The organism is Chondrinema litorale, from assembly GCF_026250525.1.
In the GTDB taxonomy this organism is placed as follows: domain Bacteria; phylum Bacteroidota; class Bacteroidia; order Cytophagales; family Flammeovirgaceae; genus Chondrinema; species Chondrinema litorale.
Genome location: NZ_CP111057.1, coordinates 92,012 through 105,052, shown reverse-complemented (window position 1 = coordinate 105,052; position 13,041 = coordinate 92,012). Strand labels below are relative to the sequence as shown.

Annotated in this window: 10 protein-coding genes; 6 read left to right on the top strand and 4 right to left on the bottom strand. The window is 35.2% G+C overall.

From position 1 onward, the window contains the following. Positions 1-67 precede the first annotated feature (67 nt). The 6 genes from OQ292_RS35595 (at position 68) to OQ292_RS35570 (ending at position 7,075) form a co-directional block, all read left to right on the top strand. Entirely contained in the window at positions 68-400 is a 333-nt protein-coding gene (locus tag OQ292_RS35595) for a PadR family transcriptional regulator (protein ID WP_284688917.1), read from the top strand. Positions 401-402: 2 nt separating this feature from the next. Then, a complete protein-coding gene (locus OQ292_RS35590; protein WP_284688916.1) occupies positions 403-3,057 on the top strand; it encodes an ABC transporter permease in 2,655 nt (884 codons plus the stop codon). A 215-nt stretch (positions 3,058-3,272) separates the two neighbouring features. Next, positions 3,273-4,346, top strand: a complete 1,074-nt coding sequence (locus OQ292_RS35585) for a BF3164 family lipoprotein (RefSeq protein ID WP_284688915.1) — start codon at positions 3,273-3,275, stop codon at positions 4,344-4,346. Positions 4,347-4,362: 16 nt separating this feature from the next. Continuing rightward, a complete protein-coding gene (locus OQ292_RS35580) occupies positions 4,363-5,535 on the top strand; it encodes a DUF4934 domain-containing protein (protein WP_284688914.1) in 1,173 nt (390 codons plus the stop codon). Positions 5,536-5,642: 107 nt separating this feature from the next. Continuing rightward, positions 5,643-6,437 carry a YwqG family protein gene (locus OQ292_RS35575; protein WP_284688913.1) on the top strand — a complete coding sequence of 265 codons (795 nt, stop codon included), beginning with the start codon at positions 5,643-5,645 and terminating at the stop codon, positions 6,435-6,437. 80 nt (positions 6,438-6,517) lie between these two features. Further along, positions 6,518-7,075, top strand: a complete 558-nt coding sequence (locus OQ292_RS35570) for a hypothetical protein (RefSeq protein ID WP_284688912.1) — start codon at positions 6,518-6,520, stop codon at positions 7,073-7,075. A 2-nt stretch (positions 7,076-7,077) separates the two neighbouring features. Here OQ292_RS35570 and OQ292_RS35565 read toward each other — a convergent pair whose 3' ends face one another. The 4 genes from OQ292_RS35565 to OQ292_RS35550 all read right to left on the bottom strand — a co-directional run bounded on the left by OQ292_RS35565 (position 7,078) and on the right by OQ292_RS35550 (position 12,820). Further along, the gene (locus tag OQ292_RS35565; protein ID WP_284688911.1) at positions 7,078-10,332 is read right to left on the bottom strand and encodes a CHAT domain-containing protein; all 3,255 of its coding nucleotides are present in this window, start codon (positions 10,330-10,332) and stop codon (positions 7,078-7,080) included. Beyond that, the gene (locus OQ292_RS35560) at positions 10,329-11,087 is read right to left on the bottom strand and encodes a hypothetical protein (protein ID WP_284688910.1); all 759 of its coding nucleotides are present in this window, start codon (positions 11,085-11,087) and stop codon (positions 10,329-10,331) included. Before OQ292_RS35560 ends, OQ292_RS35565 begins: the two co-directional genes overlap by 4 nt. Beyond that, positions 11,084-11,632, bottom strand: a complete 549-nt coding sequence (locus OQ292_RS35555; RefSeq protein ID WP_284688909.1) for an RNA polymerase sigma factor — start codon at positions 11,630-11,632, stop codon at positions 11,084-11,086. Before OQ292_RS35555 ends, OQ292_RS35560 begins: the two co-directional genes overlap by 4 nt. A gap of 147 nt (positions 11,633-11,779) precedes the next feature. Beyond that, positions 11,780-12,820: a hypothetical protein gene (locus tag OQ292_RS35550; protein WP_284688908.1), complete on the bottom strand. Its 1,041-nt coding sequence runs from the start codon at positions 12,818-12,820 to the stop codon at positions 11,780-11,782. Positions 12,821-13,041: the final 221 nt, after the last annotated feature.

Sequence of the window (13,041 nt, the reverse complement as noted above, 5' to 3'; positions counted from 1 at the left end):
ACCAATACTACAATTAGGAAATTGATTTAATCTTTGTATCTTAGCAATACTACAAATAAGAAATTGAATGAAAGCATATCCATTAGGAGAATTTGAAGAGATTGTATTACTCACTGTAGGAGTATTGTACGATGAGGCTTACGGCGTAGCTATTAAAGATGCTATTGAAGAAAAAGCACATCGAAAAGTGAGTGTAGGAGCATTACAATCTGCCTTAAAAAGGATGGAGAAAAAAGGCTATTTGCAATCGCGAGAAGGGGAAGCCAATACCCAAAGAGGAGGGAAGCCTAAACGCTATTATGCCATTACAGCTTATGGCAAACTTGCTTTAGAGCAAAGCAAAGAAATACGAATGGGTTTATGGAATGCAATTCCAAAACTAGCACTTAAATTCAATTAGTCATGCTGAAAGACTTTGCCACCCGCATATTAAAATGGTTTTGCCATCCTGACTTCTACACAGAGATACAAGGTGACTTGGAAGAAATGTATCAACGTAATCTGGCTGATGGCAAGCGAAAAGCAGCATGGAGATATCTATTTCAGGTTTTGGGTTTGCTGCGACCAAGTTTAATAAGGCCACTTTTTAAAAACTCGCTAATCAATTCCGGTATGTTTAGCAATTACTTCAAAATCAGTTTTAGAATTCTGGTAAGGCAAAAATTCTATTCAAGCATAAACATATTGGGTTTGGCTGTAGGCATGGGAGTTTGTTTGCTCATTTATCAATACATCCATTTTGAGTTGAGTTATGATAATTTCCATGATGATGTGGAGGACATTTATAGAGTTACTCAAACTGTTTCAGAAAATGGAGAAGTAACAGCCAAAGGTATTGATGTTACTTATGGTTTGGGAGCGAGTATAAAAGAGGAAATTCCTGAAGTAAAAGAAATGGTGAGAGTTAACCCGCAAAATTTGGGTCTAATTCTAATTAATGAAGAAAACGATGCCCGGCATCAAGAAAATAATGTTTGGTATGTAGATGGTAACTTTCTGGAGCTTTTTAATTTTCCTTTAAAATATGGTGCTAAAGAAACTGTGCTCAAAGAGGTTCAAAGTATAGTACTTACTGAGCAACTCGCGCAGAAATATTTTGGTGACATTAATCCGGTTGGCAAGGAGTTAAGAGTGAGTGGAGGTAGTTTAACTGGTGATTTTATAGTAACCGGGGTATTCGAAAAACTTCCCGAAAATACACATCTACAGTTCGATTTATTAATGCCTATCGAATTTGTGCTGTCTCATTGGCGCATGTATAGAGAAGGTGGTGGCTGGGATATGGAAGACTTTGCCGTTTATGTTTCTTTAGATCATACAGCAAATATTGATGAAACCGCAGCGAAAGTTGATAAAATAACCCAAACGCATATTGGCGATGTACTCAAAGAATTGAATATAGAAGTGAAAAATGGGTTTCAGTCAATTACAGATGTACACTTAAACTCAGCAGACTTAATTGGTGAAATAGCTAGCAACAATGGCAACCTCAAAAATGTATCTTACTTCGCCATTATTGCTGTTTTTATTCTGGTAATTGCTTGGATCAATTATGTAAACCTCTCCACTGCAAGAGCCATGCATCGAGCAAAAGAAGTGGGAGTTCGAAAATCGATAGGTGCACAGCAAAATCAATTGGTAAGTCAGTTTTTGGTGGAGTCGATTATCGTAAATGTTGTGGCAGCGATTTTAGCCATTGGTATTGCTTATTTCTTATTGCCAGTGTTGGCGAACATCATCGGGAAAGACCTTTCTTTTAGCATACTACAAGAGCAATCTTTTTGGTTAGGCTTTTTAGCCATTCTGCTTTTTGGCTCTTTACTTTCAGGATTGTATCCGGCTTTTGTACTTTCTTCTTTTAGACCGGTAAGTGTTTTAAAGTCAGTAAAAGTTAGTGCAAAGCGAGGTTTCAATCTTAGAAAAACACTTATCGTTTTTCAATTTGTAATATCTATCATACTCATTTCAGGAACCTATCTGGTCTACAAGCAAATCACTTTTATGAAGTCGCAAGATTTGGGTTTCGATATGGAAAAAATATTGGTGGTAAACGGGCCAAGGGTTATTTTGGAAAATCACAGAGATATATTAGGCACTTTGCATCAACAATTTACAACGGAGTGTGAGCAGCACCATACGATACAATCTGTTGCCATTTCTAGTAATGTTCCAAGTACTGGTTATACTTGGTCTGGCAGTATGTGGAAGCCGGGTCAACTCATCGAAGAAAGGGAAATTTGCTATGCTATTTTTATAGATACTGCTTTTTTACACACATATGAATTCAATTTTTTAGCAAAGGAAAATATCCCTACTCATATAAATTCATATGTTGAATATGTGATTGTGAATGAAGAAAGTGTAAAGGCTTTTGAGTTTGCTTCGCCAGAAGCAGCATTAAACCAAGATTTAATTGTTGGAGGAGATACGATGCAAATTGTGGGTGTAGTAAAAGACATTCATTGGAACTCATTAAAAGAGGCACAAAAACCTACCGTTTATGGGCTTGATCAACAATATGGCGCTTTTTTTTCAATCAAGTTAAATTTAACCGATATTCCCGAATCCATTGCGCATATAGAAGCTGCCTATAAAAAAGCCTATCCTGATGATCCCTTTCATTACTTCTTTTTGGATGAAAATTTTAACCGACAATATAAGGCAGACTTGCAATTTGGTAACCTATTTTCAGCCTTTTCTATCTTGGCAATATTGATAGCTTGTCTGGGTTTATTTGCACTAGTTTCTTATTCAGCCACACTCAGAATTAAAGAAATTGGCATAAGAAAAGTACTAGGTGCCAGTGTAGGAAATCTCATGCTATTACTTTCAAAAGAGTATCTGCTATTGATGTTTATTGCTATTCTACTGGCTGTTCCAGCTGTATTTTTTGGCGGAAGTAATTGGTTAGAAAACTATCCTTTTAAGATTGATTTAAGTGCCGACCTAATTATTATTCCAGCACTAAGTCTATTGTTTATTGCTGTAATAACAGTGAGCTACCGTACATACAAGTCTGCTAAAGCCAATCCTGTAAAAGCCTTAAGGAAGGAGTGAAAATCGAAAGTATAGCTTTTATTTGGTAAAGTTATTTTAACATCTAAATTTAGGTATTAAAAATGGGCAGTATGAAGCTTTTTAGTAGATCTAAATAGCAAAATAAAAGACGATGATAACCCGATTCTCATCACCGGTAAAATCAATTTATAAAATATCTGAACAATCAATTTCAAGCAGTTAAAAAATCAATTATTAAAATTACAAACTAACAAATGAAGTTCTATTTCCCGAAGCAAATACACATACTACTTATCAGTTTTATGATTTTTTCATGTGCAGAAGAAGAAAGTAAAATAAGTAGTTTTCTAGATTATAAAGGTGTTCAACTGACACACGAGGTAGTTGAAAACTTAGCGATTAGTGGATATAATCAAATCATCTATGTAAACAATTACTTAGTTTTTCTTGAAAAACAAACAGAGGTTCCAATCCATATATTAAAATTAAATACAAACAAACTTGTGGCAAGTAAACTTGTGCCAAGCATACTTGTGGCAAGGGGAAGTAGAGGTAATGGTCCATATCAATTAAATAGACCACATAGACTTAATATTAGCAACAAACCCGGATGCTTTGATATATATGATACGAATAGGAAAAGTATTCTTACTTATAATGTAGATAGTCTGTATGAAGATGAAAAATATGTGCCTGAGATTACTAAAATGAATGAAAATGGCTTTGCCATGGAAGCATTATTAATTAACGATAGCACATTTATTTCAACAGGTTCCTATGAAGAAGGACGATATAAGCTTACTACAAAAGATAAAGCCAGATACTTTTTTGAATATCCTAATGATGGAGTAATTGTGATGAATAGTAAAAAAGCATGGGCATATCAAGGTACGCTGAGATATGATTATAAAAGTAATAAAGCCTTTTCGGCTTGTTTTATGGGATTTATTGTCGATATTCTTGAATATAAAAATGGTGAGCTTAGGTTAGTATACAAGAATGAAGAGAATTTTCCAGAGTATAAAACTCATGCAAAGGCTGATCAAGGTGCGGCCACTTCTCCTAAAGAGAAAAACACCTTTCAATCTCTCTGCACATCTAATGAAAATGTTTATTACTTGTATTCAGGCAAATCGTTTTTAGAACATAAGCAAAGTGCTTCTATGTCTAATGAAGTCTGGGTGAGTGATAAAGAGGGTAGGTTTGTAAATAAGTATTATTTAGATGTTGATGCATATGGCATGGCAGTAGATGATAAAGGAGAGAATATATATGCTATAGGTTTTGTAGATGATGACCTTAAACTGCTAAAATTTAATATAGAATAATGAACATTTAACTTCCATGAAACTATTAAAATCCAAAGCTTTATTTCTCATTTCATTAGTCGTGTTAGCATCTTGTTCACCAAAGCAAGAAAGCTCAAATACAATCGAAACGAGTGTTTTAAACATCGATCTCACAAGTGATTTTGAAGAAATTGAATTAGCTGTAAATGAAATTGTAAAAGATATAAAATTGATTCAGTTAGAATCGAATGAGGATATATTGTTAGCATATTTTTCTGGATTTATAGGTGATAAGTACATTGTTGCTAAAGATGAAGACAAACTAGTGTATTTTACTGCTGATGGTAAATTTCTCAAAACAATTGCTATAAGAGGAGAAGGTCCAAATGAATTTAGAAGGATTGACAATTGGGTTGTAGATGAGCAAGAAAAAATCTTTTTGTATCATGATATAGGGCAAGATGGAATTTTTAAATTCAATCTCGAAACAGGTGAGTTTGAAGAAAGTATTCCTTTCGAAACAAAGGGGAGTCTATCAGGTATCTTGTTGATGGATGATGCCACATTAGCGCTTATGGCTCACGAAACTGCTTCTTATGATTTTCTATATCGTACTCAGTCTTTAGATGGCAAGATACTGAATCAAATAAAAAATGAGCTAGAAGTTAATCATAAAAAGGCGGCATACAATTCTCCATATTTTGCCAAATACCAGAGTAGCAATATACTCTTACAAAGGTCTAATTCAGATTCAATCTATCAGATAAAAGGCGATGAAATGAAACCATTTTTACTTTTTGGATTAAAAAAGATAAAAAAGGATGGTAATAAAACTTTAGGTTCTAGTGCATCTCTAGCACATATATATAAAGACAAATTTTATCTGAGAAAATACGATTATCATACAGAAGTGTCTACTAATTCTGTTTCTCTGACTATGTCAGATTATGAACATTTTGTTTTTGATAATAGTGATAATTCGACTGTGAAGTTTAGTAAAGTGTATTGTGAATATGAAGGTATAAAGTTTCCAATATCTTATCTAAATATTGCATCAAACGGCAATCTAATTCGCACTTTTGATGCTTTTGAGGTTAAAGAGTTAATAGAAGAAGCGCTCAAAGAGGGTAATTTAACAGCGGAGCAAAAAAGCTATTGGGAAGAAATAAATAGCAATATAGACGATACTGATAACCCAATTATTATCACAGGAAAAGCGAAGGTTTAACATGCTATAAATCATGGTATAATTATTTGTTACTTCAAGATTTTTTGTGCTTCAACCCTGTTTTATTTTGGCGATTGTTTGTAAATAGTGATCAAAAACCGACAAAAATGGAATTTCCAGAAGAGTTAAAAGAATATCAGCATATTATCGAGCAATCCAAATTGGATTATATAAATGTAGAAATTACCAATGGAGAAATTGATATACCAATTACAACGAGTAAGCTAGGTGGCAATCCTTATTTACCAATTGGCATAGATTATCCGCTTGATAATGAGGGTAATCCGATGATGCTTTTAGCACAGCTCAATTTTGCAGAAATACCACATATTCCCGATTATCCAGTAACTGGATTACTACAGTTTTTTATTGCTTTGGATGATTTATATGGTTTAAACTTTAACAACCCCACAAGACAAGAAGGTTTTAAAGTGATTTATCATAAGGAAATTAAAAACTCAGGTTTGCAAACAGATTTTTCTTTAATAGAAGACTTACTAAAAAGTGATGATGTCTATCCGGTTTTAACTGGAGAATACAAATTAACATTTAAAAAAGATGTGTGTTATGTACCTGTATCAGATGTTCACTTTGAAGAATTTTTTGGTCAAAGCAGTTTTGATTTTTTTGAGAGTTTTGATGATCCAGACACTGCTTGGAAAGTTTATTCTGATTACTGCTCAAGTGTAGGTCATAGAATAGGAGGCTATGCTTATTTTACTCAAGAAGATCCAAGGATATGGAAAAAAACATTAAGAGAATATCAATTGCTCTTTCAGTTAGATTCTGAAGATAAGTTTTTAATGTGGGGTGATGTTGGAGTCGGTAATTTTTTTATTAAAAAGGAAGCTCTAAAAAAGCTAGACTTCTCTGATGTTTTGTACAATTGGGATTGCGGCTGAAAAAACTTCCGTCTTTAGGGATAATTTTCTTTAAAGTCGGGTTATCTTACTAATTTGATTTCAATTTAAAAGTTGCTATTATGTGTCGCTACGGAATGTCTACTTATAAACCACACTATGCTTGTTTCAATTGCAGAAAGACTTTTAAGCGTCCATTAAAGGTGGATTTTAGGAGAAAAGCTGCAAGAGAAGCAGATGAAATTCCGGCGAAATGCCCAGAGTGTGGGGAGCTAATGGCCAACATGGGTTTAGACTTTGAAGCACCTAAAAAGCAAGATGTAAAAGCTTGGCAGCACATAAAAGATTTGTATACAACTGGTATTACTTTTCACTCTTGTGGTTGTACTGGTCCGGGTTACATTCCGAGAGATAAGCAGAGTTTAATTAAGGTATTAGAAACCAGATTGCAAGATTATATTGAGCAACGCAGGTTTTGGTCTTCTAAAGAAGAGCCCGAATCGAATGCAGAGAAGAAAGAATTTTGGAGAGAAAATGCGATGCCGATTTACAGAGTTCCGCGAGATTTTGTTTCTGGTACAAGAAAAACCAAAATGGTAGATATTCCCAAAGCAATTGCCTTCTGGTCTGAAAAGGTAGATAAAATCAGCAAACACATTGAGCAGTTAAAACTAGCTTAGAATTAATAGCTCATATTTTGTCGATTTGCTATAGTGAGTGCTTTGTTTTTCTTCTTTAAAATGAAATAATAAAGAACAATGAGGATGATAAAACCGATTATGATGAGCGAAGTCCACCAAGGTTTTTTGCTTTCTAGCTGTACTTTGCCATCGTTTCCCATTAGCACCATGCCACCCCAGTAAAATGGATTTTTAAGCTCTGTTCCCGCAGATTTTAAATAGTCAAGTTTAGCATGTCTCAGGGCTTCACTCTTAGATAATCCTCTGGATAAATAAGTGAGCATCATGCTTGTAATCTGCGTATTAGTTTTCTCATCTACTTTCCAAAGCGACATCATCGTGCTAGGGCAGCCCGCATAGTGTATACTGTAAGCGAGTGAGATCATTCCTTCACCTTTTTGCAAATTTCCCAAACCACTTTCGCAAGCATTTAAAATAGCCAACTCCGCTTGTAGTGGCAATCCAAATAGCTCGTAGGCATGCAAATAACCATCTTCTTTTTGGTTGCCAATTTCTTTGGCTAGCACTAGTTTAGAGCGAAGCGGATCATCAGCATCTGCAATGGCATGTGTACCAAAGTAAAGGATATTTCCATGTTGAATGTTCGATTTAATATTTGCCTCAGTGGCCTCACTGCCTATAAATGCCTCATTTACATATTCGTCTTTTAAACTATTTGCCAGTTTTAAAGACCAAGGTTGCCTTACTGTTTGCAAAAACTCCCTATCAGGATTTTCAATCGTATCAAGTTGATTTTGGTATTGGCGCTTTATTTCTTCTTCGAAGCCGGGAGTAACTGTGAGCAAAGTATTTTGTGTTGTAGTTTGATGCTCAGAAAAAAGCACATTGAATGAAAGCGCATAGGAAATATTATACTTATATATAAGGTATGTGTTTGTAGAAAGATTGCTGCTAAACGTTTCGAAGTTGAGGTAAAACAGCGGGCCAGTAGGTATTAAAGTAATATGCTTGCCAGTAAGCTCTGTTTCGAATGGTTGCCAAAGTTTTTGATAGAGTACATAGCCTTTTTCCAATACTGCTGCATCGTTGCGAGTTACCAAAGCATTTTTCCATTCGCTAACAAGTTGGTTTATTTGATTTCTGTTTCCCAAATGTTTTAAATCTGTAAAATCTGCTTTGATGATGAGCGCGTAGTAAGCGGTATCATCTTGCATAAACTCAATCAAGTTTTCCTCTTTTGTAATAAAAGATTGAATCTCTTCTATAGAATGGATGCTTGAATTAAACTTGAGCTCGTGGTACTTTGGGTAATTGTATTTCAGTTCTTCGATGTACTTGTTTAATGCTTCTTTGCTAGCCAATAAATCTTTTTTCGTCTGCACATCATCAGGCTTATTCAACAGCTCTTGATTCAAAATATTGATTTGTTGCTGTAGTGTCGCTTCTTTTTGCAAAACAGAATCGGGTACACCAGCATAAGTATTTATCTTACTGTCTTGTATGTCTCTTAAGAGGGAGGTTCTTCCGTATTCAGAAAAATTGTAAGCTGCTTTCAAGTATGCTTGCTCACCTGTTTGTGCATAGAGTTTATTATAGATGCCAATATTTCTGTCGTAAACTTCAGCATTGTCTTTTATCAAAACACTTTTGGTGTAAGCATCATTAAACTGCTTTCTAAACTTATCAGACATATCCAGATAAATCTCTGCATAGTGGTTAAACTCGTTCAGAATTTTTGCCTCTTTTAAATCCTCATATTTTCTGTAGAGAAAGTTCATGTATTCATTAATCACCCACAGCGCATTGGGCACCATTTTAAAACTATCGCTAGTTTTTGCTGACTCTTTATCTAGACTGATAATATCGAGTGCTAGCTCAAACATCTTTTCACCTTCGTCCCAATTCTTTTCTTCTGCATCTATTAGCCCTAAATTTCCATAGCATTGCGCATATTCTGTAGAGCTAGTGAACCCCAATTGCTGATAAATATGCATACACTGTTCAAGTTTAGTTCGGGCAGTTTGTAGATCGCCAGTGAGGTAGGCAATGCTTGCATAATTAAAATGATTAGTAGCTAGCGCATAGTTAATTGCTGGTAGTCGCTTGCTCAAAATGGTATTTGCCAATTTTATGTGATGTTGGGCAGAATCTAGCTCACCAATTACCTTATAACAAATGGCTGTGTTTTCGTAATTGTAACCAGCTTCAATGCCATCTTCTCCAAAGTTTTTGTAGATGTTACTTCTTACTTTTTTAAGGTTGTACAGGGTTTTTTCGTAGTTGCCAGATTCTTCGTAGGCGATTCCTAACACCTCATAAGGCCCAATAAGAGAATAGTGGTTTTTATCATAAATGCGCTCTCTAATGGCGATGCAAAGCTCCATGTAATCTTTAGTTCTACCATAATCGCCCAGAAAATAATGGTAAACTCCTAATGAATAGTAGCAACCTGAGGCTCCGGCTTCATCATCTAGCTTTTTGTAAATGTTGAGTGCTTTGTTACTATAGTCTATGCCTTGTTCATAGTTTTCTTCTGCGCGGGAAATATTGGCTAAATTATGATAGCAAATTGCCAAATCGCTAGAGAAGGGGCCAAGTTGCTCTTTGGCAATCTCTCCAGATTTGGTGTAAAAAGTTTTTGCTTCTGCATATCTGTTTGCTCTGTAATAACAAACCCCCATGCTATTATATATCTCAGCAAACTTAACCGAAGTAGTATCAATTATTTCTTTAAATGCATTGTAAGCTTTATCTACATAATAAACACTCGAATCGTATTTGCCCAAGCGCTCAAAAGAAAGTGCCGTATACAGCAGTGCATCTGCATAAGCATTTGAATAAGGAGATTTCTTATTGTCTGAATATAGTGCTTGGCACTGCTTTACCACTTCTAACTGCAAAGCAAGGGATTTTTCGAACTCTGAGTTTTTCCGATAAAATTCTCCTTTGGCAGTTTTAAAATTCAGAACCGCTTCTAATTCAGTATTCGGATTTTGTAGGATGATGTGATCTCCAATTTGCACCAAAGAATCAGCTTCATCCATTTTTGCACGCAGAATAGCAACTTTAATCATACCAGAAATCGCTTGTAGTTTTATGCCTGAATCATCATTCTGAAAAGCTTTTTGGTAGTAAAAGTTAGCAGAATCAGTCTCGTCGTGTTGATAATGTTTTTTTGCCTTATCAATATTTGTATCACCTGTTTGAGCATAGGCGGTTGTAGCAAGCAATACCAATAATATACTACTTGTGTATTTAGCCAGTAAACGTTTAAGTGTACTTATGCTCAGTTTCATTTCTGCTTGTTTAAGTCACTCTGTAAAGAGCGTGCCTCTTCAATAAACTTATGGTTTTCGTTTGCTAGAATTACTTTTAACTTCTCTACTGCTTCTGCTGTGTTTTCATCTTTTAACTCAGCCAACACTGAAAGCCACTCTGCACTGTCTTTATATTTAGAGTCGGTCTTCGCTAGCACTTTCCCCAATGAGTGATTAGCATTTACAGTTTTGCCTAAGTAGAGCTGACTAGCACCTAAGTAATAATTTAGTGTATCGTTTTCTGCATATTTACCTTGGATGTTTAGTAGCTTTTCTTCTGCTACTTCGTAATTGCCTTCGCTGTAATAAGTGAGCGCATCGTATAAAAGATGATCGTCTGACTGGCTCATTAAAACCGGTAAACCCGGATCAAGATATTCATACTTTGCATATAGTTCTGGCTCAGTTTCTAGATTCATTCCCCAATAAGCGAGCAAAAACACGATAATCGCAGCGGCAGCGCTTGTCCATTTCCATTTGCTTACAGTCATGTTTACTACTTTTGTTTTTGCGGCAGTTTGCTCTCGCTCTAGTTCTAATGTTGCTAGTGTACTTTTAAGTTGTTTTCTTAAACCATCGGCTTCAATGGCTAAGCGGGCATTTTTTACCCATTCAATATTTTCTTGCAAGGAAGTTTTTTCCACTTCCAACTCTTGTGCTTTTTGTTCAAGTGTTTCAAAGTTTATTTCTCCATCCAGAAAGGCTTCTATTAGCGCAATTAGTTCTGTCTTCATACTTCCGGATTTTCTTTGTTATAAATGGTTCTAAGGTTTTGCATACAACGGTATTTGTTATTTTTTGCCGTTTTTTCTGTAATCCCCATTTGTTCTGCAATCTCTTTCAATGAAGCCTTTTGGTAGTAAAACAAGTTAAGTAGTTTTTGGCAGTTTTCGCCTAGATTACCCAAAAGTTTTTCCAGTTTATTTATTTGTACATAAGCTTCTTCCATTTCTTCTACATCATCGCTCAAATCCATTTGCAGGTTGTTATCAAAAGGTTCCGTATGCTTATTCTTTCTTAATTTACTAATCCAAATGTTTTTGCACAAGGCATAAAGATATGAGCCAATTCGGGCGTTTTCCCTTATTTTAAATTTGCCCTCTCTTATGTTTGCCCAAAGAACAATTACTCCTTCTTGAAATATATCAAGCGCATCATCACTGGTTCCATTATTTTTTTTAACCATGTTAATGATCATATCTTTGTGTTGCTGATATAGAAATAAAAAGGTATTGTTGTCTTTTTGTGCGATACCATCAAATATTTCCTGATCGGTCACAGCGTAAAACTTATGTGGGTAGATTTGTTATACCCTAATATAGTTTTACAGTATCAAATATCCAAAATGTCTCTCCCACAAATAGCGGGAGAGTATTACACTAAGCAATGTTCCACCCAGGAACGGTATTGATTGGATTCTCCGATCTCAATTTTGTTTAAGTGGCTTCCACTCTACATTGTTTATGTTAGGGTCTGCGTTAGGCTTGTAAAACTCATCGTTTGTACCAAAATACTGTCCAAAACTGTTGATGTAGTAGTATTTGTAACCAGACTGTACATTTATATTTGTCCCGCTGTAAGGGTCGTACATCGTTTGTTCTTCTCTTATTGTATTAATGGTGTTTTGATGCATATTATCAGATATCTGATTTCTAGTGTTGTATCCATCATTTATTATTTGGTTTATCTCATTATTGGTTTGTTGCATATACTGGTTATGCGCTTCAAAATTCTTTTGGTTTTGGCTCATTCTGGCATTATGTGCATTCCAGCTAGCCTGACTCTGGTTTTGGTTTTGCTGATTAGATTGAGCTACATACTGTTGATTTACTTGCATGGTAGCCAGCGCATACAAATAATCCTTCTTGGCTTTTTCATATGCAGCAGGAGTCGCTTCCATACCATTTAAATAATAGAAGAAAGTACTACCATAACCCGAGTATGAAGCAATATAATGTATCACAATTAAGCCCGGGTTGCCATTGGCTTCTTTAATTTCAATTACTCTGGTAGCCATTTGGTCTTGGGTTTGTCCCCATTGCCAGTACATCGATTTAATTTTTCTATCGCAATTGGTAATTTCTGGTGCATCGAAAACATTTACCACTTTTGCGCCCTGTTGTTGTAGATAAGGATAAATATCTTCTTGTATCGCTTGATCTACAGAAGTTAAATTTCTTTGCATCTCTGTAAATATTCTCATTGGATAATTTCTAATTGTTACACCTGGCGCTTCAAAACCTTGAGGTGTCATTTTCCAATCTGTTGGCACTTGCCAGTATTCCATTGGTTGGCCTGTTTTTGGTGAATTTCTGGTAAGGGTTACCAAGTTGTTATTTCCATTCGAATAATTTTGAGAATTGTAAGCTCCATAATTACCGTATTGTGCATTTACTTGTTGGGTAGTTTGCCCAATTGCTGAGAAATATATAAGTGACATAAGCGATACAATTATTGAAAGTTTCATGATAAATTTTTTCAATGGTTTACCTCTGTATCGCAAGTGTTTTTAAAAGGTCATCAAGAATATTAGAAAAAATTAAAACTTTTTTAATGGATTAATTTCAAGGTTGCCAACATTGCGTAAACGGAAATTAGAATTTAGCAGCAACTTTATCTTTTTAAGTCTATTTTGAAGTGAAAACAACAACCTGAAAGCGGAATTTTTAGCGATGAATGGGGGGCTTT

Coding starts and splice junctions, on each gene's coding strand:
- OQ292_RS35565 (WP_284688911.1), bottom strand. CDS start 10,332: ATGAAACTGAGCATAAGTACACTTAAACGTTTACTGGCTAAATACACA.
- OQ292_RS35595 (WP_284688917.1), top strand. CDS start 68: ATGAAAGCATATCCATTAGGAGAATTTGAAGAGATTGTATTACTCACT.
- OQ292_RS35570 (WP_284688912.1), top strand. CDS start 6,518: ATGTGTCGCTACGGAATGTCTACTTATAAACCACACTATGCTTGTTTC.
- OQ292_RS35590 (WP_284688916.1), top strand. CDS start 403: ATGCTGAAAGACTTTGCCACCCGCATATTAAAATGGTTTTGCCATCCT.
- OQ292_RS35580 (WP_284688914.1), top strand. CDS start 4,363: ATGAAACTATTAAAATCCAAAGCTTTATTTCTCATTTCATTAGTCGTG.
- OQ292_RS35585 (WP_284688915.1), top strand. CDS start 3,273: ATGAAGTTCTATTTCCCGAAGCAAATACACATACTACTTATCAGTTTT.
- OQ292_RS35575 (WP_284688913.1), top strand. CDS start 5,643: ATGGAATTTCCAGAAGAGTTAAAAGAATATCAGCATATTATCGAGCAA.
- OQ292_RS35550 (WP_284688908.1), bottom strand. CDS start 12,820: ATGAAACTTTCAATAATTGTATCGCTTATGTCACTTATATATTTCTCA.
- OQ292_RS35560 (WP_284688910.1), bottom strand. CDS start 11,087: ATGAAGACAGAACTAATTGCGCTAATAGAAGCCTTTCTGGATGGAGAA.